This is a genomic window from Ruegeria sp. AL11 (assembly GCF_056540865.1).
In genome coordinates this window covers 327,457-349,531 of sequence record NZ_JBQFXO010000003.1, presented here as the reverse complement: position 1 = coordinate 349,531, position 22,075 = coordinate 327,457, and the positions used below count along the sequence as shown (strand labels likewise).

Annotated in this window: 20 protein-coding genes and 1 pseudogene; 14 read left to right on the top strand and 7 right to left on the bottom strand. The window is 53.9% G+C overall.

Going from position 1 to position 22,075, the window contains the following annotated elements; all coding sequences use genetic code 11:
* Positions 1-22 precede the first annotated feature (22 nt).
* Complete coding sequence (locus tag ACR0IP_RS07405) at positions 23-790, bottom strand: SDR family oxidoreductase (protein ID WP_425083432.1); 768 nt, start codon at positions 788-790, stop codon at positions 23-25.
* 69 nt (positions 791-859) lie between these two features.
* On the opposite strand from ACR0IP_RS07405, the gene ACR0IP_RS07400 reads away from it, so the two are divergent.
* Positions 860-1,918 (top strand): L-idonate 5-dehydrogenase, encoded by a 1,059-nt coding sequence (locus tag ACR0IP_RS07400; RefSeq protein ID WP_480524715.1) that lies wholly within the window; start codon positions 860-862, stop codon positions 1,916-1,918.
* Complete coding sequence (locus ACR0IP_RS07395; RefSeq protein ID WP_480524713.1) at positions 1,911-2,732, top strand: phytanoyl-CoA dioxygenase family protein; 822 nt, start codon at positions 1,911-1,913, stop codon at positions 2,730-2,732. Before ACR0IP_RS07400 ends, ACR0IP_RS07395 begins: the two co-directional genes overlap by 8 nt.
* A gap of 194 nt (positions 2,733-2,926) precedes the next feature.
* Here ACR0IP_RS07395 and ACR0IP_RS07390 read toward each other — a convergent pair whose 3' ends face one another.
* Positions 2,927-3,616 (bottom strand): GntR family transcriptional regulator, encoded by a 690-nt coding sequence (locus ACR0IP_RS07390; RefSeq protein ID WP_480524711.1) that lies wholly within the window; start codon positions 3,614-3,616, stop codon positions 2,927-2,929.
* A 138-nt stretch (positions 3,617-3,754) separates the two neighbouring features.
* On the opposite strand from ACR0IP_RS07390, the pseudogene ACR0IP_RS07385 reads away from it, so the two are divergent.
* A pseudogene (locus tag ACR0IP_RS07385) lies at positions 3,755-4,422 on the top strand (IS6 family transposase).
* A gap of 95 nt (positions 4,423-4,517) precedes the next feature.
* On the opposite strand, the gene ACR0IP_RS07380 reads toward ACR0IP_RS07385, so the two are convergent.
* Both ACR0IP_RS07380 and ACR0IP_RS07375 read right to left on the bottom strand, forming a co-directional pair.
* Positions 4,518-4,775 (bottom strand): DUF4242 domain-containing protein, encoded by a 258-nt coding sequence (locus tag ACR0IP_RS07380; RefSeq protein WP_170376838.1) that lies wholly within the window; start codon positions 4,773-4,775, stop codon positions 4,518-4,520.
* 27 nt (positions 4,776-4,802) lie between these two features.
* Positions 4,803-8,402, bottom strand: coding sequence for an adenylate/guanylate cyclase domain-containing protein (locus tag ACR0IP_RS07375; protein WP_480524709.1), 3,600 nt, complete (start codon positions 8,400-8,402; stop codon positions 4,803-4,805).
* Between the two features lie 613 nt (positions 8,403-9,015).
* Between ACR0IP_RS07375 and ACR0IP_RS07370 the strand changes: the two genes are divergently transcribed.
* The 3 genes from ACR0IP_RS07370 to ACR0IP_RS07360 all read left to right on the top strand — a co-directional run bounded on the left by ACR0IP_RS07370 (position 9,016) and on the right by ACR0IP_RS07360 (position 10,200).
* Positions 9,016-9,636 carry a hypothetical protein gene (locus ACR0IP_RS07370; protein ID WP_480524707.1) on the top strand — a complete coding sequence of 207 codons (621 nt, stop codon included), beginning with the start codon at positions 9,016-9,018 and terminating at the stop codon, positions 9,634-9,636.
* 145 nt (positions 9,637-9,781) lie between these two features.
* Positions 9,782-9,988, top strand: a complete 207-nt coding sequence (locus ACR0IP_RS07365) for a hypothetical protein (protein ID WP_480524706.1) — start codon at positions 9,782-9,784, stop codon at positions 9,986-9,988.
* A gap of 47 nt (positions 9,989-10,035) precedes the next feature.
* On the top strand, positions 10,036-10,200 hold the full coding sequence (locus ACR0IP_RS07360) for a hypothetical protein (RefSeq protein ID WP_480524704.1): 165 nt from the start codon (positions 10,036-10,038) through the stop codon (positions 10,198-10,200).
* An 878-nt stretch (positions 10,201-11,078) separates the two neighbouring features.
* Here ACR0IP_RS07360 and ACR0IP_RS07355 read toward each other — a convergent pair.
* Together ACR0IP_RS07355 and ACR0IP_RS07350 are read right to left on the bottom strand one after the other, a co-directional pair.
* Positions 11,079-11,435 (bottom strand): VOC family protein, encoded by a 357-nt coding sequence (locus tag ACR0IP_RS07355; RefSeq protein WP_170376129.1) that lies wholly within the window; start codon positions 11,433-11,435, stop codon positions 11,079-11,081.
* 41 nt (positions 11,436-11,476) lie between these two features.
* Positions 11,477-11,914, bottom strand: coding sequence for a VOC family protein (locus ACR0IP_RS07350; RefSeq protein WP_170689768.1), 438 nt, complete (start codon positions 11,912-11,914; stop codon positions 11,477-11,479).
* 106 nt (positions 11,915-12,020) lie between these two features.
* Here ACR0IP_RS07350 and ACR0IP_RS07345 point away from each other — a divergent pair, with 106 nt between their 5' ends.
* Positions 12,021-12,725 carry a helix-turn-helix transcriptional regulator gene (locus tag ACR0IP_RS07345; RefSeq protein WP_170689770.1) on the top strand — a complete coding sequence of 235 codons (705 nt, stop codon included), beginning with the start codon at positions 12,021-12,023 and terminating at the stop codon, positions 12,723-12,725.
* A 207-nt stretch (positions 12,726-12,932) separates the two neighbouring features.
* Here ACR0IP_RS07345 and ACR0IP_RS07340 read toward each other — a convergent pair whose 3' ends face one another.
* On the bottom strand, positions 12,933-13,913 hold the full coding sequence (locus tag ACR0IP_RS07340; RefSeq protein WP_480524701.1) for a hypothetical protein: 981 nt from the start codon (positions 13,911-13,913) through the stop codon (positions 12,933-12,935).
* 205 nt (positions 13,914-14,118) lie between these two features.
* On the opposite strand from ACR0IP_RS07340, the gene ACR0IP_RS07335 reads away from it, so the two are divergent.
* The 7 genes from ACR0IP_RS07335 (at position 14,119) to ACR0IP_RS07305 (ending at position 22,061) form a co-directional block, all read left to right on the top strand.
* Complete coding sequence (locus tag ACR0IP_RS07335; protein WP_480524750.1) at positions 14,119-15,096, top strand: serine hydrolase domain-containing protein; 978 nt, start codon at positions 14,119-14,121, stop codon at positions 15,094-15,096.
* A gap of 612 nt (positions 15,097-15,708) precedes the next feature.
* The gene (gene gloA2, locus ACR0IP_RS07330; RefSeq protein WP_480524699.1) at positions 15,709-16,116 is read left to right on the top strand and encodes an SMU1112c/YaeR family gloxylase I-like metalloprotein; all 408 of its coding nucleotides are present in this window, start codon (positions 15,709-15,711) and stop codon (positions 16,114-16,116) included.
* 43 nt (positions 16,117-16,159) lie between these two features.
* A complete protein-coding gene (locus ACR0IP_RS07325; protein ID WP_480524697.1) occupies positions 16,160-16,984 on the top strand; it encodes a TauD/TfdA dioxygenase family protein in 825 nt (274 codons plus the stop codon).
* A 212-nt stretch (positions 16,985-17,196) separates the two neighbouring features.
* On the top strand, positions 17,197-18,198 hold the full coding sequence (locus tag ACR0IP_RS07320; protein ID WP_480524696.1) for a Gfo/Idh/MocA family protein: 1,002 nt from the start codon (positions 17,197-17,199) through the stop codon (positions 18,196-18,198).
* Positions 18,198-19,769: an acyl CoA:acetate/3-ketoacid CoA transferase gene (locus ACR0IP_RS07315; protein WP_480524694.1), complete on the top strand. Its 1,572-nt coding sequence runs from the start codon at positions 18,198-18,200 to the stop codon at positions 19,767-19,769. The genes ACR0IP_RS07320 and ACR0IP_RS07315 overlap by 1 nt, the downstream gene beginning before the upstream one ends.
* On the top strand, positions 19,766-20,533 hold the full coding sequence (locus ACR0IP_RS07310; protein WP_170376140.1) for an enoyl-CoA hydratase/isomerase family protein: 768 nt from the start codon (positions 19,766-19,768) through the stop codon (positions 20,531-20,533). The genes ACR0IP_RS07315 and ACR0IP_RS07310 overlap by 4 nt, the downstream gene beginning before the upstream one ends.
* Before the next feature lie 4 nt (positions 20,534-20,537).
* Positions 20,538-22,061: an aldehyde dehydrogenase family protein gene (locus tag ACR0IP_RS07305; protein ID WP_170689777.1), complete on the top strand. Its 1,524-nt coding sequence runs from the start codon at positions 20,538-20,540 to the stop codon at positions 22,059-22,061.
* The last annotated feature ends 14 nt before the right edge of the window (positions 22,062-22,075 follow it).

Here is a 22,075-nt window from a genome sequence, read left to right as displayed (position 1 = left end):
ACAGTCGATTGAACGCCACAAATCAAAGTGAAGCCGTTATTCCACCATCGACGTAGAGCGTATGTCCATTGACGAAACTGGAAGCGGGGGAGGCAAGGAATACAGCGGCACCGACAAGTTCTTCTACATTGCCCCAGCGACCGGCTGGGGTACGTTTCTCGAGCCATGCACTAAACTCTGGGTCAGCAACCAATGCGGCGTTCAAAGGTGTATCGAAATATCCAGGCGCAATGGCGTTGCAGTTCAGGCCATACTTGGCCCAATCAGTTGCCATTCCTTTTGTCAGGTTGGTTACAGCACCTTTTGTTGCCGTGTAGGGCGCAATACCTGGTCGTGCCAATGCGGATTGAACCGACGCAATGTTGATGATCTTACCTGACTTTCTTTCAATCATGTGCCGTGCCACAGCCTGACCGACGTGAAAGACGGACGCGATATTTGTCTGCAATAGGCGCTCGAACGCGTCAGCGGGGAAATCCTGTAGCTCCGTCCTATGTTGCATTCCGGCGTTGTTTATCAGGATGTCTATGGGGCCGACGTTCTCTTCAAAGTTGTCCACGGCTGATCGGACACCTTCGTGATCGGTTGCATCGAACGAAAGTTCACGTACTGAGGCGCCTGTTTCACTCAACTCGGATGCGGCTGCCGCTAGTTTCGCGGTATCGCGCCCGTTCAAAACGACCTGCGCGCCGGCGGCAGCCAAGCCACGAGCCAACGCAAATCCAATGCCTTGGCTAGAGCCTGTTACGAGTGCGCGTGTTCCCTCTAAGTTGAACATTTCAAGCGTCATGCAAAAATCCCTTGGTTGTCAGCACCGACTATCCGTATCTTTTGGCAATCTGTATAGGGAGTCCGTGCAATGTCTTCGGCCAGTGTTGCTGTTGTTATCCATGCCGCAAAAGATCTGAGGTTGGAAAACCGGGACGTTCACGATGTGGGGCCAGACGAAATCTTGATTGCCATGCGCGCGGGTGGGATTTGCGGCTCTGACCTGCACTATTACAACCACGGTGGTTTTGGTGCGATCAAGTTGCGTCAACCTATGGTGCTAGGACATGAAGTCGCCGGGGAAATCGTGAAAGTTGGTTCAAGCGTGCAGGGGCTACACCTAGGTCAACTGGTTGCAGTTTCTCCATCCCGCCCTTGCCAAGCCTGCTATTATTGCCTGAACGGGCAGCAAAACCACTGTCTTGATATGAAGTTCTACGGCAGCGCGATGCCGTTCCCACATATCCAAGGCGCTTTTCAAAGCAAACTCGTGGCGAAAGCCAGTCAATGCGTTCCGGCAGATGGGTTGAGCCCTGCGCAGGCCGCCATGGCGGAACCGCTGGCGGTCTGTTTGCACGCGATTAAACAAGCCGGGAGCCTCCTGGGTAAATCGGTACTCATCACGGGATGCGGTCCGATCGGCTGCCTCACGATCTTGGCGGCACGTCGTTCTGGAGCGGCCAGAATAGTGGCGACGGATATCTCGGACCAGACCCTCGCTCTGGCGCGTGAATGCGGGGCAGACGATGTCATCAACACCTACGCCGATCCGCAAAAACTGGAGCAGTTTGAAAAGGACAAGGGCCAAGTTGATGTCCAACTGGAGTGTTCCGGGGCTCAATCGGCTCTGGCTTCTGGTGTCGTTTGCTTGCGACCGGGTGGAACATTGGTTCAGCTTGGTCTGGGCGGAGATATGACAGTGCCGATGCAGGCGTTGACTGCGAAAGAGATAATGCTTCGCGGGTCTTTCCGTTTCCATTCCGAGTTCTCAGGCGCGGTCGAGATGATGCGAAGCGGACTAATAAATGTCGACCTGTTGGTGACGCATTCCTTCGAGGTTGGCGAGGCCGTCACGGCTTTCGAAATCGCGTCTGATCGAAGCCAATCAATGAAGGTGCAGTTAACTTTTCCGGATAATGGCAATGGATAGACGAACGCGCAGTATTGCAAAGACTTATGAACAGGATGGTTTCGTAGCTCCGCTGGATATCCTGACAGCTTCTGAGGTCCAAACGCTACGCGATGATTTTGAGAAAGCGGAGCGCATTCTCAGAGACGACCCAGAGAAACTCAAGCTTCTATATTCGTATCCGGACAGGCTGATACCATCATTCGATGCACTTCTGCGCCATCCGAAGCTGATTGAGGCTGCTTCAACGGTGTTAGGGCCGGACCTCATGGTTTGGAGCGGTGCACTTTTCGTAAAAGAAGCGCGATCATCGAAAATAGTCTCGTGGCACCAGGACTTGACCTATTGGGGATTGGATGATGCTGAAGAAGTTACGTGCTGGGTTGCGATTTCAGAAGCGTCTGAGCAAAGCGGGTGTATGAAGTTTATTCCTGGCAGCCACAAAAGCCGTATCGTGCCTCACGTGGACACCTTCAGTGAAAACAATCTGTTGTCACGTGGGCAGGAAATCGCAGTCGATGTGAACGAAAAAGATGCAGTCGCTGCCGAATTGCGTGCTGGGCAGGCGTCCATGCATCACGGGCATCTTTTCCACGCATCAGGGCCCAATAACACCGACGATAGACGCATCGGTGCGGCGTTGCGTTTCATAAAGCCCTCAATGAAACAGCAAAACGGCGTGAAAACTTTGGTTGCGCTAGTTGCAGGGCGAGATGATTTTGGGCATTTCTCAGTTGCGTCCTCCCCTCAGGGATATTTGCATGAGGAGGATTTCGTTGTGTGTCAAAGGGATGCAGACCGCAAGAAACAAATACTCTTCGCCGGAGTGAAGTGACTCCCTTCACAAGCTCAGAACCATTGTTCCATCGGCCCGGAAGCCGACCTAAATCGCGAAAACTAGTGGATTTTCAAGAGTTCTCGTCGCAGCTCAGCCTTTCTTCCATTTGGGCGAAAAGTTGTAGAGGAAGTCTACGGCAAGCTCGAAATCAAAATAGTCACTGCAAGCTCTCAAAGTATTCTGTTTAGTTCTTAATTTGCGCTCAGCGACTCTTCCTTTGTTTTGACCTTTTCAGTTACTTCGCTCCAATATGAGCCACTTTTTTTGTCAATGTGGTTTTCCAATACTTTGAAAGCATTTTGGAAATCACCCTGTTTCACTGACTCGACGAGTTCAATGTGCTGCTTGTGGGATCTCGACATATGCCGAGGGTGACTGCCCAGCCTGTTGCGCACGGCTGAGACTTTCAAAGCTATTGTCTGATAGGCGTCGTTGAGGAACCTATTGTTTGCGCAATCGAAAATACATTGGTGGAATATAGTGTCCTGACGAAGGTATTCCGCATCATTTCTGGCATCTCTTGCCATGTTCATTTCTTGAACACATTCCTCCAGTTCGGCGTGGAGCCTATTGCTATCGGATTCCATAGCGTATTTTAACGCCGCGGTTTCGAGGCAAACGCGCGCATCGATTAGTTTGTCGAGTTCGTCGGGTTCAAGATCAAATACGAATGATCCACGTTGGGGTTCGACGACCAATAGCCCTTCCATTTCAAGTCTGTTGATTGCTTCGCGTACCGGCGTTCGGCTAACTTCCAGTTCTTTGGCAATTTTAGCTTCCGAAAGCTGTTCACCTAGATCGAATTCGCCGCCTACAATGCGTTCTTTCATGTTTTCAGCCACTAACTCGGTTAGTGATTTCGGGCGGTTGAATGGAGCCATTTCGTTTCCCCTATCAGGACTGTATCAACCGAAACATTGGCATTCAATGTGTTAGGGTCAGGACCCAACGACTATTGCGCGGTCTTGTCAGATTAACTTTGCTTGAGCGGGACAGGGCGGTTACCTAGCTTTTTACCCATAACCAGACCTGTCTCTTTCAAGTACCTCAAGACCAGCCCCGAGATAATCCGCCTTGCTGTGATGCTGCACATCCGTTTCCTGCTTTCGCTTCGCAATTTCGAAGATTTGCTGCACCAGCGAGGCATCGACGTGAACTGAGAAACTGTCCGATATTTGTGGAACAGGTTTGGCCCGGTGTTTGCTTCTGTGATCTGAAGAAAGAGTGTTCAGCAGCTACGCGCGTTCGCAAATGGAAGCGGCATTAACTTTGGCGGGCCGTTGATCACGAAGACAAGGTGCTGGAAGCCGTTGTTATCAAAGGCCGACACAAAGCTGCAGCGTTGAAATTCCTCAAGAAATTGATAAAGCAACACAGTAGAGCGGAAACCATGGTCACGAACCACTTCGCATCGTATCGGGCCGCACTCAGAGAGCGAGGAGCCACTGAAAAACAACAGACCTGCGCTTGGCTGAATAACCGCGTCGAGAACTCGCACCTCCCGTTACGACGGCGCCAACGCGCGATGCAGCGTTTAAGGCGCATGCGAAATTTGCAGAAATACGCCTCCGTCTGCTCATCTGTCTATAGCCGCTTAAACCAAGATAGATCGTTCGCTAGCAGAGGTACCCACAATCTGAAAAATACCACCGCTTTCACCGAGTGTCGTCAACTTTGTTCTGGGTAGGTTCTCGGTTTCCGCGGGAAACTGATACTGGTTCGGATTTGTCTAACAGCACCCCCTCGCAGGGGCTTCGCGGAACTAAGTAAAATAGATGCTGATCAGGCGAAAATTGCCGGATCAATCCGATCCACAGGCGTTATGACATCGGCGGGAATGTTCAGGCGTTCTGCCGCCTTTCTCAGGCTTTCCTCATCCGGGGCTTCGTACAAGCAGTAGGTTTTGCGCTTGTCTGCGCTGAGAAACGAAAAAATCCACTCGACGCCGACTTCGTCATTGATCTCTTTGATGTGAATCTTGTCATCGTCTGTGACGTTGAGCTGCTCGGCGAAATTTCTTTCAATTATGTACCTTGGCATAAAGTCCCCCAAACCAGATTAATTACCTTAACTCGCTACTCCTTCGAGCTTTGACCTAAGGGAAACCATACTCAATTTCTGTGAAATTGCCAACGCTTCCCCTTCCAGTTGAAACGCCTGTTCCACATCATTCTGACGCCCGCGTCGCCTTAATGCCGTTGCATATGCCGCCTTGCTGTGCGCGACCCAAGGTGGGCATTTCATGCGCGTGTCTATTTCTATGGCCTTCTCGAACATCTTCTCAGCGGCATCCCAGTCCTTCAGAACCGTACTCAGACTTCCGAGGCGTCGCGCAGCTGCGCCAGTGCAGACTGTAGTAGCCCCAGCGGTGATCGTCAGGTCTTCGTAGGGAGCAAGCATGCCATAGAGCGTCTTGGCGTGTTCCTGATGCTCAACGGCGACACATATGTCCGCCAGATAGGACAATGTCGTTGAATACATGGCGTCAGGTGGGAGATCGAAGCCATTGGCAGCCATTTCATTCAGTATCCGTTCGGCAGGTTCCTTGTATCCAAGCTCGGCAGCGATAAGCCCAAAGCCGGGCTTCCACGAAATGTCTTCGGGGCTGTCTGTCATCAATTTCTTGATCACAGGCGCAACTTCGTGCAGTCGATTTTGCTCGCGGCGGATCGTGAACATCTGAACTCCAAAGACGCCCTCAACATGTTCGCCGTGGGTCTTTCGACCAATCTTCACCGCCTCTGTGGCGTGTTTCTCGGCTTGCTCAAAATCGCCGTCCATAATTGCAACCATGGCGCGTGCGTGTTTCTGAACCCAATAGAGTTGCAGATGATTGTCCTTTTCCGAAATTTCGGTAAGCAAACCCAAAGAATGGTCCATTAACTCACGGTCGGCCATCTCGGCGCCTACAAACAAGCTCAGAGTTCGGTCCCGCCCTTGATCGATACTTCCAAGATGCTCGGCCACCCCGTGCATGGCCTCCAGATTTTCGCGCCAATGGCGGGCCTCTCTCCCCTTCCGCGCAACGAATGGGGCCCCAAAATGCATCATCATTACCGAGAACTGGGATTTATAGTCTCCCAGTTTTGCGGCCAGTTCCATGGACTTCTGGCCGAAACGCGCACCTTCGGAGAACTGACCGACGAACATGTGCGCGCGCGCGAGTTGGCTCATCAATCTGCACCGACGGACTTCATCGGCATCGGGCAAGTCTTTTAATGCATTGTCGCAGAGATCGATTGCTTCATTGTGCCTTTCGCTGGACATCATACATGAGTCAGCGAAATGGTTGGCCGCGTCAGCGGCCAGCTCCACATCGTGCACCGCCCGCGCCGCGTTAGAGGCGTCTTTCAGAACTGCAATCCCTTCAGGCAATTGACCCAGGCTGTCGTGGCTGCGGCCAACAAGGATCTTGCCTTGGATTAATTCTGTTTTGGAGTCAGGGCTAAGTTTTTCAGCAGCTTGCAGCGTTTCTCTGGCGTTTGTCATCGCCTCTTGGCTGGCAGATCGCGCCAACGCCATTTCTGTCGCAATTTGCCATTTTTCGAACGCAGCCCTCCAATCCTCAGCTTCTGAAAGGTGGCGGGCGACCAGTTCGGGACGACGCGCGATCTCGGCGGACCTTGTCTCTATCAACGCACGCGCCACATCTGCGTGTTGTTGTTTTCGAGTTGAGCTTAGCATGGACTGATAGGCAGTATCGCGAATAAGGGCATGACGGAATACGAAATGCCCGCGATTGTGACCGCTTTCGAAGATTATGCCTGTTCGCGAAAGCTCTTCGAGGCAATCTTTGATATCAGAATCTGCAAGACGCATCGCCGCATTCAATATGCTCGGCTCAAACTCTCTGCCAATAACAGACCCTGTAAGCGCAACCTGTTTTGCCTTAGGCGAAACCGCATCAAGACGCGCCATCAACGCGCCTTTCAAAGACGAAGGTATATGGATTTGCCCTTGCTCACCTGCCTCCACAATCGTTCGCGTCAATTCCTCCACGAACAAAGGTACACCGTCGGTCTTTTCAATGATTTTAGCAATCAGGGCATCGTCCGGTTTTTTGCCTGTGATGTTTGCGACAAGGTGCGAAACGTGCGCAGAATCGAACCGGCGCAGTACGAGTGACTGAACGTGCGTGTCCCCATCCTCGCGGGCCAATTCCCACCCAGGCCTGTGGGTAATCAAGATCATCAGAGGAAGGTCGCTGGATATCGACTTAAAACGCTCTAACAAGGCTTGTGTGGAAGGATCGATCCAATGCGCGTCTTCGACACACAGAACAACAGGGCACACGTCTGATCGCACCTGCACTGTGTGAATCAAAGTTTGGATTGTGATGTCGCGCTGCTCCTGCGGCGACATCTCGAGCACCTTTTGGGCTAGCGCACTACGAGGTGCAACCAAAGCTGCGAAGACAGGTAGAACTTGTTCCCAGTCCAGTCCCGGCCGTCTTTCCAGCATCTTCCTGACATGTTCAAGGATCAGATTGTCATCGAAGTCCGGTTCGACACCTGCGTCCTGGGATATCCGTTGGGCAACCGGATGAAAGGGGCTACTGCTGAGATAAGGAGAACAATTCAGCCTTATGATATCAGCCTGGTCATTCGCGGTAATATCTGCGAGGAATTCCTCTGTAAGTCGCGATTTCCCAATCCCAGGTTCACCGGATAGCAGCACAACCTCTCCATGACCATTCTGGGCACGTTGCCATGATTGCAGCAGAATACCCTTTTCGTAGTCCCGGCCGATCATGACACTATCGACATCATCGCGATGCGCCGCGCGGAACCGGCTTTCCGCACTGCGTTCTGACACCACTTTCAGCAGAGTACGAGGTTCTGCAAAACCCTTTAGTTCTTTCTTCCCAAGAGATTTGTATTCAAATATCCTATGCAAAGCGGTCTCAGTTTCTTCTGCCGACAACACGACCGAGTTTGGTTCCGCAAATTCTTGAATTCGCGCCGCAAGATTGACAACTGGGCCCGTCATGGCCCCTTCTTCATATGTGTTTTCACCGATATTATCGCCGACAACGACATCACCACTCGCAATGCCCAGCCTTACTGACAAGCGCTCTCCGTCCGGGGTTTTGAGTTCGCTGACGCGATGAACGGCCTCAAGACCGGCTTTGATCGCCCGAATTGCGTGATCTTCGTAGGCCCTCGGCCAGCCAAAAAACACGAGAAGACCGTCGCCCAAGTATTTTGCAACATAGCCACCATATCGACTTACGGCGCCCGCAACGGCGTCTTGGTAGTTCTGTAGTAAGTCCCGCATATCTTCGGGGTCGAAACGATTGGTGAGTTCCGTCGAGCCGACGAGATCGGCAAACAAAACGGTTACGTGGCGCTTCTCTGCAGTGGCCGGCTCACTATGCTTACTTTTGAGCGGATCGTCACTTTGTGAATGGTTTGAGATAGGCGCGTTTACGTTTCCCGGCGGGTGTTCACGAGAGGTTTGTGGCGAAGAGGTTGCACGTTTTTGGCCGCTTAGCTCTTGCACTGCGGCTAGGATGATCTTGCGGTGGCCAAGGCTTACCCCGAGTTCTTTTAAGTCGTCGTCTGACAGAAGTGGCAAAACACGCGCATCGATATCATTTGCCGCAAAAACATCTGCGTACTGGCTCAGTTCGAGATCTTTCAACCACTTTACAATTTCGACCGACATCTTTGGATCATGCTGGGATACGCATCACTAATCAAGAATACGCATTCAAAACGGGATGACCTTAAATGAATAACTCCAGAATACCTTTACCTTCAGATTAACCGACTAGGTCGGTTCTTGCCCCAGCATTCTAGAATTGCGCAACTTGCCAATTGGCAGCACGTATTTGATGATTTGTCTTTGAAGAGAGCTTTGTCCGCGATGTGTGATTGCGCGCAGCGCTAGGCCACATTAGCATAGTGAACGTCTCCTTTGATGGGCCGCGACGCGGCATACAGACTCAGCTACGTAGGGCAGCTTTGTGCCGCCCAAGATGAGCCAACTCGACACACCACTACAGATGCTGCGCTGACTCTGAAGTCGGTTGTGAGCCCACTTTGCCGGGTGCTGCACTGCGCAAGAACGTCTGCACTCGGGAAGCGCGCCAAAAACGATCTTTTTTGACGCCCACAACACCAACGAACAATCGCAAAATTCGCTGAGTGACTTGTGAGTTGTTTGTCTGCTTTGAGTCAGGAGCGGTGTTCACATTATTATTGCATTATTGCGTGCGACAGTTTGCATTGCTTTAGTGTTTATAATTTTTCCGCGGTTCTATTGGGAGTTTTATCTAATGCGATTGACGTTTTTGACTGTATGTATTTGTGCTTTGCCAACGGTCGCGGCCGCCGCAGATGTTGGGCAGGAAGCAATTGACGGCTGTATCGACCAATTGCGCGAAGTCGGTGGGCCAGATGGACAAGGTGGCACGGTGCTCTCCACCGAGTTTTCCGAAGCAAACTCGCTTGTCATGTTGCAAGATAGAGGCGAAACAATCTGGCGATGCCTTGTCTCAAACGATGGTCAGGTTGCCGAATTGAGCGTTGCACAAGCCGCAGATGATGGCGGTGGTGCGATGGCGGGCTCTTCTGGCACAGGCGCGCCAAGCACGGAGCGCGTGCAGTTCGCAAGTGGCACTTCCGGTGCGGAGCTGACCGGCTCTCTCCTGCCACAAGAGAGCCGACGATATATCCTGGGTGCGCGCGACGGTCAGTTCCTTTATTTCCGTCTCGCCGCGAACGGACCCGGAATGACTTATGTGATCTATAATCCGGACGGGTCTGTGCTGCTCGATGAAACGGGCGCGGCGCAAGAGTATCGTGGGCAGCTCTGGCAGTCGGGAGATCACGTGATCGAAGTCTACAACACTTCGAACGGTGCACAGTCCTACAACGTGATCTTTGGCATCGAATGACATGAATACGGATGAGTTTCCGCATCAAATTGGAGAATCCAATAAGAAATCGTTTATGCTGGTTTGTGCATTTGCGACACTCTGCGCAGTGGCGGGTTGCGTGGAGACTTCAAGCCCCACGGCACCTTCAACTGACCAACCGTCCGTGGGAAGCTCCACCGATCTTTCCGCAACTGAAGGTGCGCGGGCCGGTCAGGCCGAGATGGGCATTCAAAACCTCGGCTACGAGTTGATCCGGACAGACGGTCTAACCGCCTTCTGGTTTAACCGCAGCACGGGTGCCTGCGCGCGTATCACAACTGCCAATGGCCTTTATTCGGATGTCACGATGCTGCCCACAGCAAATTGCTAACGCTTTAGGTCGTGGCTGAGCACTTTGTCTGATCGAAAGGAAGTTTCATGAAATACACGCTTGCAGTCGCAACACTGTTCGTCGTTTTGGCAGGATGTGCAGAAGAGCAATCCTTCACCACGGAAGCGGATATTTCCGAAGCAAACCGGAACACCGAATGCCCCGTGGACGTATCGGAAGCGGATCGCGCGAACTATCCGGCGTGCAACTAATCTGACAGCGGCGCGCGGTGAATCTCACTTACACATGCCGAAAGGACTAAGCAGTGTCAGGTTCGGCAACCGCCTGTCGTTGGGTTGTTCGAACCGTAGGGGTCTTGTACCTCATAGCACTCGCGCTGTTTCTGGTCGGCACCTTCGGGCTTTTTGGTCAGCAGCGAGACCCTTTGTCCGGTATCTTCCTGCTGCCCCTAGGCTTGCTATGGGGTCTTTTGACAGATGGTTTTCCGGAGACTTGGCGCCCGTGGCTTGCGAGTCTGGCTCCGGCGCTCAATCTTGTAATCCTAACGTTGCTTTGCCGTCGCATAAGTCGACGCCAGTAGACATCATTTCTGTTATTTGAAAGGGACGCTGTGAGCCTTGATATTCCACATATAATTGTCACCGTAGCAATCAGTTTTGCTGTCCTCTGGGGCCTCGACCAGACGACACTTTTTGCGAACATGCCGAAACGAAAAGCAACAGTGCTTAAGTTTGTCACCCTATTCGTTGCAATCTTAATTCTGAACCTAATCTGGCCTTACGGGTCGAAGGGCTAACCAGAGACGCAGCTTTGAGGATCGTAGCTGCAGATCGGTAGTACACCGACGTCGCGCCTTTCGAAGGCAGCCGACCGTCCAAGTTCGAAGTGACGGCGTAATGGTTGCGAAACACTGATGCGAGGAACATAGGGTCACAGGGTTCACCGACATCCACGTGCAGTCTTTTTTGAGATCGGGTGCCTTGTCTGCAGAACGATTGATCGCTGTGACGACTAAATCCTCTGCGAGCGCAGCATCGAGGACAAGCTTACCTCTCCACCCATTCACGCCCAAAAGAACGGGCTAAAAAACCTTCTCCTTTCGATCAGGAACTGCACTTGCGACCTGCCCTCAGGCGGAGAGGCAAATCTTGTTGCTGTCCGGATCCCTGACGTAGGCCGAGAAACGCGGTCCCCGTTGGTTCGGCTCGCCTTCGCTCGTGCCACCTAGCTCGATGGCCAACGCATACAGCCTTTCGACCTCTTCAGCCGACCCGACGCTGAAGCCGACCATGGTTCCGTTTCCATTGGTGGCAGGGTTTTCGTCGAACGGGATGGCTACTGCAAAGGCAATGCCAGGTCCGAGCCAGTACGTCATTCTGTCGGTGGGCGAGACACGCTCCATACCCGTTTGACCAAAAAGCTGATCATAAAAGTGCGTTGCGGCGGCCATGTCGTTGGTACCGACGACGAAGTAGTTCATTTGCATGGTGCGATGTCCTTTGAAGATAGCGCGGAGTGTTGAGAGCGTCACTGATGGGTCAGTCTGAAGAACTCGATCAGTTGACCGTTCGGATCGGTGATCTTGAGCAGGTGGATGCCCGGCTCTTCGATGATCTTTGGAGCGGCCACGCCGGCGGCAATGGCACGGGCGTGCAAGACTTCCAGATCGGCGGATTGCAGGTAGGGAACCGCGCCCGAACCTGCCTCGGCCCCCGGTGCGTACTTATCCCGTGACACGATCGCGAACCAGCCACCAGCCACGTCGAACGCCACGAATTCTGGTAGCCCGATTGTCGGTTCACTGTCGAACAGGGCGCGGTAGAAAGCCTCCGATTCCTCCATGTTGTCGGTCGGCACATAGGCGCCCATGGCCATGATCGTCGCAGTTCCCCGCCGCTCGGAAGACTCCGCTGCGAGTGTTGTTGGCAGAACAGCGGCGAGGGTTAAGGCAATGAAACGTCTCATATTCTAATCTCCTTGGTTGAAGCCTTTCCTGCTTTTACCTCGCCTATGCTGACAGCGTGTTGTCAGCATGGTGTCAGTATGATCTGTTTCTTAGAAAGGAGATCACATGAGGCGCGGCGACAGGCTATTTGAAGTCATCGAGATTCTGAGGCGCGCCAAAGGCCCGATCTCAGCCCAGTCCATTGGTGAGGAACTGGGCGTGACCAAACGCACGGTGTATCGCGATATTGCTGCGCTGATGGGGCAGGGCGTGCCAATAAATGGCGAGGCGGGGGTCGGCTATGTGTTGGAGCCCGGCTTTCATATTCCACCGCTGATGCTCACCCCGGATGAGATCGAGGCCGTTACGCTTGGTGTGCTGTGGGTCCAGACCCGAGGCGAACCCGAGCTTGCGCTAGCGGCTGAGAAGCTGATCACCAAGCTGGAAGCTGTCGCACCTGACAAGTACCGGACGTCGTTTCTTCAGCCGGCGGTCAGCGTCGCGCCCGTCACTCAGCCGGATGAAGTACTCGGCGCGGCGGCAATTCGTCTGGCCATTCGGTGTCGCAAAAAGATAGCCTTGAAGTATTCAGATAACTCAGGCCAAAAGACCCGTCGCGTGATATGGCCCATACTGCTGGGTTATCGAGACACCAGCCGCATCATCGCCGCATGGTGCGAGATGCGAGAAGGTTTTCGTTACTTTCGGACAGAGCGGATCATTGACGCGGAGGTCCTCGAAGACAGTATTCCTCGGCGAATGGACCTACTCCGCGCCGAATGGCGCGATGCAGGTGATGCAGAACGAAAGCGCTATGAAGAAGGGGCATAGGGCGGGGCTTGCCGCAGGACCGCTTTGCGAAATCTGCAGCGCTGCTTTAGCAACGGCTCGTTTGGGCCGGAACCGCCAGTTTCTTGGAGTGGACCGAAGGTTGGCTTCGTCCGCAAAGAAGATATTGAGCGAAATTCGCTGAACGCCAGCATCGAGCCCACAGCACAAAGGCTTGAAGGGCAGCGCGCCTAGGTTCTGCTTTGCAATTTACTTGCAGATCGGCAATTCCGACGGCGGCTGTTTGGGCAAAGATGCTCTCCAACTATTTATGATCGGCTGTAGGCTGCTTTTGGGCCAAAACTTTGGTTCACCAATCGCTTTTAGGCAAGCTGCGTTCCAGTAAACTCCAGCTCGAGAAAGTGATTTTCCCTTTTTTACCGCCTTGGCGACAGCGTTTATGTCTTTGGATTCTGGGTAGATATACAGGGTTGTCGGGTTGCCTTCTACAAGCGCCAAAATCTCTTTTGAGGCGGATTGTGACCAGGTTGTGCAACCATTGCTACGACCACCAGTGTAGTTCACAAGCCTTCCGTAAGGGACATAGCCATCGTTGTCTGCATGTGTGCTTTGAGGGTTTTTGAACCTACATTGCCACTTAAGGAAGACAGCCGGATGGCCTCCGATGGCGCGCTCGCGGGCATTGCTCGTTTCTCCTTGACCATCAAACAAAAGAAACGTGCGGTAGAACGGCTGCGTTTTGCCGGAACGACTGTGGTAACCTTTGAAGGACGTGCGGGTTTCAGCCGTCACATAGGCGCCTCCGGCGGTTAGTTTAGAGCCCTCTGCATTGCTGAAGTTCTTCGCGCATTGTCGGCCATTCGAAAAATTGGCGCGCTGTAGTTTTCGGCCATTGCCATAGCCGGATGAAACCGCACGGAAGGACTTTTGTGACTCGCAGATGACATAAAAACGCTTGCCCGGATTGCCGTTTCTTGCAGTGCTGGGGCGGGTTGCGTCCTTGGCAAGGTAGCAGGGGTTTCTGACTTCGCCCCGTCGTAGTTTCTTGATGTAAAGCGCGCGTGCCCTTTCCAGAACGATTGGTGCGATTTGTCCCTCACCTGTACCCACGTGCTTTTGTAGCCACGCTGGAACATCTTGCGTTATCGCATTGGCGCGGTCCGGCAGGGCTCCCACCGACATGGCGATTGTTATGACCGAGAGTGCGAGACGGAGTGAATTCGGTAGCAACGGGAGATCTCCTGCTAGAATGTCCTCGGGTTCAGTCTACCACAGTTCTTGCGGGCTAGGATGCTAGGCAGGTTTACAAGCGAAGCCTCCTGTTGCCTCAAATCCCACTTTTTGTTTGCGGAGGCTTTATTAAATCTTGGACAATAAGTCCTAGGATGTTGCGCAGGTGTCTGGACATTCCGAGATTTGCTTCCAAATGAATGCCATGATCACACGTCGCAAGTTCCTGTTGGCAACCGCAACCGCAATTTGTGCTCCGTATATTGCGCGGGGACAAGCGGTGGCACTGAATGATGCAATCAGCGGTCTTCCCCAGTTGCATTCACTTCAAATTCAACGCGGAAACGACGTCATTTTCGCGCAGGCCCAACACGGTGCAGGCCTGGATAGGCCGGCCAATATAAAGTCATGTTCGAAAAGCATTGTGGCTTTGTTGCTTGGGACGGCGATCGACCGGGAGGAAATCCCATCTGTAGATGCCACCTTGCAGGAGGTCGCTCCGAGGCTTTTGCCCGCTAATGCGACACCCGGTTCCGAAAGCATTACGATGGAGGATCTGGTGACGCTGCGGGCAGGTCTCGAAAGAACCTCGGGCAGCAACTATGGAGAATGGATCAACTCTCCCAACTGGATCGCGGACGCGCTGACGCGACCGATGGTTGCTGAACCCGGAGAGCAGATGCTCTATTCCACGGGATCGACCCACGTGCTCGGCGCAGCATTGACTGTGGCGACCGGCCAAAGTCTATTGAGACTGACGCGTGAGAGGCTGGGTGCACCACTTGGTATCGAGATACCTGCTTGGACGAGGGATCCACAGGGTTACTACTTGGGTGGCAATGAGATGGCGATTACGCCGAGGTCTATGTTGAAGATCGCGGTGTTGCTTCGGGACCGCGGGACTTTTGCCAACAGGCAAATCATTCCTGAGAGTTGGGTCTTGGAATCGACCAAGCCGCACGGCCGTTCACCTTTCTCTGGATTGGATTATGGCTATGGCTGGTTTCTGTCCCCATCCGGCTATGCATTGGCGCGTGGGTACGGAGGCCAAATCATAGCGGCCCATCCTGAGCAAAACCTTGCTGTCGCAATTACATCTGATCCCACGCGTCCCGCGCGTTCTGGAGGCTATTTTGGAGAACTGGTCAGATTGTTAGATGGTCCGATATTGAACGCTACCTAAGGCGGCCTGTTCATTAACACTGCTTAGGGTTGGTCACGTTTGGCCTCAACGGTGGTGGACTATCAAGCAGTTTTTTGCTTCGCCGGTGCGGTGGAGCAACTGGAAAGCCGATCAAATTACTCTTCTGAAAGGTGAAAGAGGCGGTGACCAGCTTGACTAAGTTCCCAAAGTCTAGCTTTGCCGGTCCAGGCAGGTCGGTCAAAGAGCCAGTTCAGATTGAAATTGCTTGTGTGGCGCGATTTATGGACGGCATTGAGTGCATTCCCAATTGGCGCAACTGAGTCCGGTTCGAATTTGCCTTAGAGCAACACTCAGTTCTTTCAAGCGAGTTCGTGCGCAGCCGAGAATGGCGGCATTGGCTCTCAACTCGGAAATCACGAAGTATGTTTTTTGAAGGTGTTTTTCGGGCCCCGAGCCGCCACTGGCACGAGTTGCCTAAAACGTTGACATTGAGCCCACAGACGCTTGATGAATACTGCTCTGTTTTCCTGTATTGTTCGGTTGCCAAATTTGGCCAAACAGCTCTTGGTTTTCTCGATCAGATTCGAAGGTGAAGTGAAAATTACCTTAAGAATTTGGTTTAAAATATTGACTTAATGAGGATAACTGCTCGTGACCAGTCTGAAAGCAATCCACCATGCTGCAGTCATTTGTTCGGACTATGAACGGTCCAAGGCGTTTTATTCAGAGACGCTTGGTTTGAAGATCGTTGCTGAGAATTTCAGGGCTGAGCGGCAATCTTGGAAGCTGGATTTGGCATTGCCGGACGGCTCTCAGATTGAACTGTTTTCCTTTCCCAACCCGCCCAAACGCACGTCTCGTCCCGAAGCGCGAGGTCTGCGGCATCTTGCGTTTGTTGTGGATGATATCGAAGCGCTGAAAGACAGTCTGGAACAGAAAGGTGTCCTCGTCGAAGATATCCGTGTCGATGAATATACCGGCCATCGGTTCACTTTCTTCAACGACCCAGACGATCTTCCATTGGAGTTGTATGAAGCCAAGCCGATTGCTTTGAAGTGATATTTCTCGTCTTTTAGGCTGAGCGAAGCAGGGAGGAAGGCGCATGGAAGTAAAACCTCTCACCGGTGGATTGGGTGCGGAAATCGTCGGGGCGGACATCCGGCGTGAAGATCAATTCGACGCAATTAAGTCAGCCTTCGCAAAGTACTCCGTTATCGCACTGAGGGGCCAAAGCGTTAGTCCGCAAGAGCATTTGACCTTTGCGAGAAGGTTCGGCCCAATCAACGTGAACCGATTTTTCAAACCGGTGGACGGCTATCCTGAGATTGCCACGGTGTTGAAAGAGAAGGATCAGAAAGAAGCTGTGGGAGAGGGGTGGCATACTGACCACTCCTATGATCAGGAGCCTGCTATGGGCTCGATCCTGCACGCCCTGGAGGTTCCGCCCCATGGTGGCGACACGTTGTTTGTGTCGATGGCTGCCGCCTACGAAGCTTTGTCGCCCACGATGCGTGGTTTCTTAGATGGTTTGAAGGCGGTTCATTCCTCTCGCCATGTCTTTGGAGCCAGCATCATGGACACAGAAGCCGCAGAAAGCGGCCGTTTGGGGAACGCCGAAGCTGCCACGCAAGACGCTTTGCACCCCGTTGTCATCACGCATCCTCTCAGCGGTAGGCGCGGGTTGTTCGTCAACCCTGTGTTCACGACCGAAATCAAAGGCTTGAGCGTGAATGAGTCTGCCGCAGTGCTGGGTATGATTTATGATCATTGCAAGCAGCCTGAATTCCAATGTCGCCTGCGTTGGCAGGAAGGGGATATCGCCATTTGGGATAACAGAGCGACGTGGCACAAAGCGATCAACGACTACCATGGGTTTCGACGTCTTATGCACAGGGTGACAGTGGAAGGGGTCGCTCTGACGCATTGATGTAAGTAGCGCGCGGCGTATTTCAGCGACTCAGTCGGAGTACCGACACGCCGTGAATCCCTTCGATTCCCTGTGATTGTTTTGGATGAGGCTGCAAGCGTCGCGTTTTTAGCCATATTTTCTGGCCTTTAAAGAAAAGGCAGAGTTTTTTCTTGTCAAATTTGGAACGTTCCATTACACATTTTGGAACGTTCCAATTGTGGGGAAATCAGATGAACTGGGCATTTGTCGGAGCGAGTACGATAGCTTCGCAATATATGTTGGACGCGGTGCGTCAGCAGACAGGCAACGACGTGACCTGGGTCGTCAGTAATTCCTCTGACCGGGTGCAAACCTGGGCTAAAGAGCACGGTATTCCCAATGCAACCACAGACCTGAACGCGGCGCTGTCTGACGATGACGTGAAAGCCGTCTACATTTCTTCCACGAATGAGAAGCACTACGGTCAGGCGATGGCTTCCATTTCGGCTGGCAAGCATGTCCTTTGCGAAAAGCCGCTCGGGATGACGCAAGCGGAAGCTATCGAAATGGTGCGCGGGGCAGACGCGGCTGGCGTGGCTTTTGCTACAAATCACCACCTGCGATGCTCTGGCAGTCATCGTGCCATTCGTGACCTGATCGCAGATGGGCGCGTCGGCGAGGTTCTTTCGTTGCGCATCCATCACGCAGTTCATTTGCCCGAAAACTTGCAGGGGTGGCGTATCAACTCGGCCGATGCTGGTGGTGGCGTGATCCCTGACATCGTTGTTCATGACGCGGATGTCACCCGCTTCCTGCTCAATGAAGACCCGGTGTCTGTCGTTGCGCAAATGGCCAGTTCTGGGATGGGGCAAGGTGTCGAAGACTCCTGCATGTCCGTTTGGACTATGCCCTCAGGCGCGATGGTCATGACGCATGAGAGCTTTACGCACCCCTTTGCCGGGTCTGGCCTGCAGGTGCATGGAACCGAGGGTTCGATATTTGCGGATGGCATCATGACGCAGCGCCCGGTTGGGGCAATACAGCTGGTGACTGAAGCCGGAAGTGAAGAGATCCCGTTTTCGGGCCACTCTCTCTATGTTCAAGGCGTTTCGGAATTTGTCGCCGCAGCGGCGGGACAAGGCCGTCCTGCTGCCGACGGACCTGATGGAGTGAAATCGCTGTCAATCGCGCTGAGCGTTCGTGAGGCCGCAGCTTCGGGTGATCGTATCAACATAGATTATGGCGGTTTTTGATGACCAAGCTTGTTTCCGTTTCCGAGGCCGTTTCTCGTATCCCAGACAATGCGGTTGTCACCGTATCGTCGTCCTCTGCGTTGGGGTGCCCAGACCTCGTGCTGAAGGAACTTGGAGAGCGGTTTCGCACTGAAGGGCATCCGCGCAACATTACAACGCTGCACCCTATCGCTGCCGGGGATATGTATGGCGTGAGGGGAATGGATTATCTGGCGCAGGATGGACTGCTAAGCCGCGTTCTCGCCGGTTCATACCCGTCGGGTCCTTCCAGCCTTGAGATGCCGGAAATCTGGAAAATGATCGTCGAAGATCGAGTGGCCGCATACAACGTACCATCGGGAATTCTGTTCGATATGCACCGCGAAGCCGCAGCGCATCGACCCGGTGTACTGACGCAGGTCGGGCTTGAGACTTTCGTGGATCCTGTTCGAGAAGGATGCGCGATGAACGCGCGTGGTGCGGCGGCTCCAATTGTTAACCGAAAGGAATTCGACGGTCAGACTTGGTTGCACTTCCCAAACATCAATCCGAACGTGTGCGTTTTGCGCGCAACCACGGCGGATGAGTTTGGCAACCTGACCTATGAACATGAAGGTGCCTATCTGGGCGGATTGGAGCAAGCGATTTGCACACGCAACCACGGTGGACTCGTGATCGCACAGGTTCGACGTGTGACTGCCGCGGGTAGCTTGCGCCCCCATGACGTGCGCGTGCCAGGTCACTTGGTCGACCTGATCGTTGAAGACCCAGAGCAGATGCAAACGACAGAGACGCCCTATGACCCTGCGATCTCTGGCCAGATTATGCGCCCTTGGGACAGTTTTTCGCTGGCCGAGCATGGTGTCGAGAAGGTCATCGCGCGCCGCGCCGCCCAAGAACTGCGCAGCGGCATGAGCGCCAACTTGGGCTTCGGCATCAGCGCAATGGTCCCGCGTGTTTTGTTGGAGGAGGGCCATCCTCAGGCGGTGACATGGGCGATCGAGCAGGGGGCCGTTGGTGGCATCCCATTGACCGGGTTTGCCTTTGGGTGCGCATCCAACGCACATGCTTTCGTACCGTCACCACAGCAATTCATCTATTTCCAGGGCGGCGGGTTCGACATGTCGTTCCTCTCGTTCCTCGAGGTCGATGTAGAAGGCAATGTGAACGTTTCCAAACTTGGCAAGAAGCCCTACCTGACTGCAGGATGCGGTGGCTTTGTCGATATCACCGCGCGTGCCAAAAAGATCGTGTTCTCTGGCTGGTTCGAAGCCGGTGCCAAGATCGACCTGACGGATGACGGTATTCAAGTGAATGCCCCCGGAAAGTTCACCAAGATGGTGGATCAGGTTGAGCATGTCACATTTTCGGGCCGCCGTGCCCGTGAAACCGGTCAGGACGTACTCTATGTGACAGAGCGTTGCGTTATACGCCAAACAGATCAGGGACTGGTTGCGACGGAAATCATGCCCGGCATTGAGGCGCAGCGCGATATTGTCGAAGCTTCGGGCGGTCGCGTCAAAGTCGCAGAAAACGCGGTTCAGATGCCCAAATCGTTATTCGCAGTTGGCCCAATGGGGATGACCCTGTGAGCAAGCTGCGCATTCATATCGAGGGAGCAACCGCCGTCCTGACTTTGGACAACGAGGCCAAGCTCAATGCGCTAACTGTGGACATGCTGCACGCGCTGGAGGCTGGCCTGAAAGAGGTCGAGCGTGACACGTCAATTCGTGCGCTTGTTCTGACTGGTGCAGGCGAAAAAGCGTTCTGTTGTGGGGCCGATATTGGCGCTTGGGGTGGTCTGAGCCCCGCCGAATTCGCGCGACATTGGGTCCGTGATGGACATCGTATATTTGATCGCTTGGCGCGGATCGGCAAGCCGACAATTGCAGCGATCAACGGTCACGCCTTCGGCGGCGGGCTAGAGCTGGCCAGTTGCTGTGATCTGCGCCTGATGACCCCGCGGTCCACGCTGGCTTTGCCCGAAGCTCGGGTTGGGATTGTGCCCGGCTGGTCCGGGACACAGCGGTTGACCCGGCTGGTCCCCGAAGCTGCGGTGAAAGAGATGGCACTCTTCGGGCGCCGTATTGGTGCCGACCGCGCCGTGGCCTTGGGCTATGCGACCGAGGTTTCTGACGACGTTCTGGCGCGCGCGCTTGAGATCACAACCGAACTAAGCGACCTTTCGCCCCGCGCTACCGAAGTCTCAAAAAACATGATCCATGCAGCGGTCGGTGAAGACTCTCATGCCGTGGTCGAAGCCCTTGGTAGTGCAGCAATTGCGGCCTCAGCGGACCGCGAAGAAGGCGTTGCTGCGTTCATGGAAAAACGTAACCCCACATTTTCGGGCCTTTGACGATATGAAAGATATCACCATCAACCCTGCTATCCCTTTCGAGTTGCCGCCGTTGTTCGAAGGTCGGCATCTCATCGATGGCAGGTGGCAGAAAAGCGCGTCGGGTGAGACGTTCGAACGGCGCTCGCCCTCGCACGGGCATATTGTCAGCCGGTCAGCCTTGGGTGGCGAAGCTGAAGCTGAGGCTGCGATCCTGGCGGCGCGTAAGGCATTTGACAGCGGTGTGTGGAGTCGGGCATCGGGCAAAGAGCGGGCCACCGTTTTGCTTAAGGTTGCCGACCTGATTGAACAGAATGTCGACCGGATTGCACTGATCGAAACGCTGGAAAGCGGTAAGCCGATCAGCCAATCCAAGGGCGAGGTCGGCGGTGCAGCCGACCTTTGGCGCTATGCGGCCTCATTGGCACGCAGCACGCACGGCGACAGTCATAACACTCTTGGCGCAGATATGATGGGTGTCGTGCTGAAGGAACCCATCGGAGTCGTGTCCATCATCACGCCTTGGAATTTTCCGTTCTGGATTCTCAGTCAGAAGCTGCCCTTCGCGTTGGCGGCTGGTTGCACAGTTGTTGTGAAACCGTCTGAGATGACACCGTCGACAACCTTGATGCTGGGCGAATTGTTGATCGAAGCCGGATTGCCCGCCGGTGTATGCAATATCGTTCTGGGTTACGGAGTTCCCGTTGGCAGCGTGATGACGAGCCATGACAGCGTGGACATGATCAGCTTTACGGGCTCAACCGCTGTGGGCAAGACGATCAGCGCAGTAGCATCGGATACACTTAAGAAGGTCGCGCTTGAGCTTGGGGGCAAGAACCCGCAGGTCATCTTTCCCGACGCCGATCTGAATGCAGCCGCTGATGCCGTTGTGTTCGGCGTCTATTTCAACGTTGGCCAATGCTGCAATTCAAGCAGTCGCATCATCGTGCATGAGGAAATAGCTGACGACTTCCGCGAACGTGTCGTCGCCCTTTCGCGCAAAGTCAAATTTGGCGATCCTCTGGACCCGACGACGCAGGTTGGGGCTATCGTAACGTCCGAGCACAAGTCAAAAATCGACGCATATGTCAAACAGGCGCAGGCTTCGGGTGCGACTATTGATCTGGGTGGTGAGCCGCTGGAGGTCGAAGGCCTCGGCGCTCAGTTCTATCAGCCGACGGTGATTTCTGACGTCTCGCCTGATATGCCCATTGCCCGCGATGAAGTATTCGGGCCCGTTCTGTCTGTTTTGACTTTCAAAACACTGGACGAAGCCATCGCGCTCACCAATGATAGCGCTTACGGTCTGTCGGCAGGGGTCTGGAGCGAAAACGTTCACACCTGCCTAGAGTTTGCCCGCCGAGCAGAAGCGGGAACGGTCTGGACCAACACCTGGATGGACGGGTTCCCCGAGGTCGCTTTCGGTGGGGTCAAACAATCCGGGCAGGGGCGGGAAATCGGAAGATATGGGTTCGAGGAATTCTTCGAAGTGAAATCTGTGGTCATGCGCATAGGCAACAGCCGGGCGCCATGGGTTCCGCAAGACTAAGACCGGGCACCAGA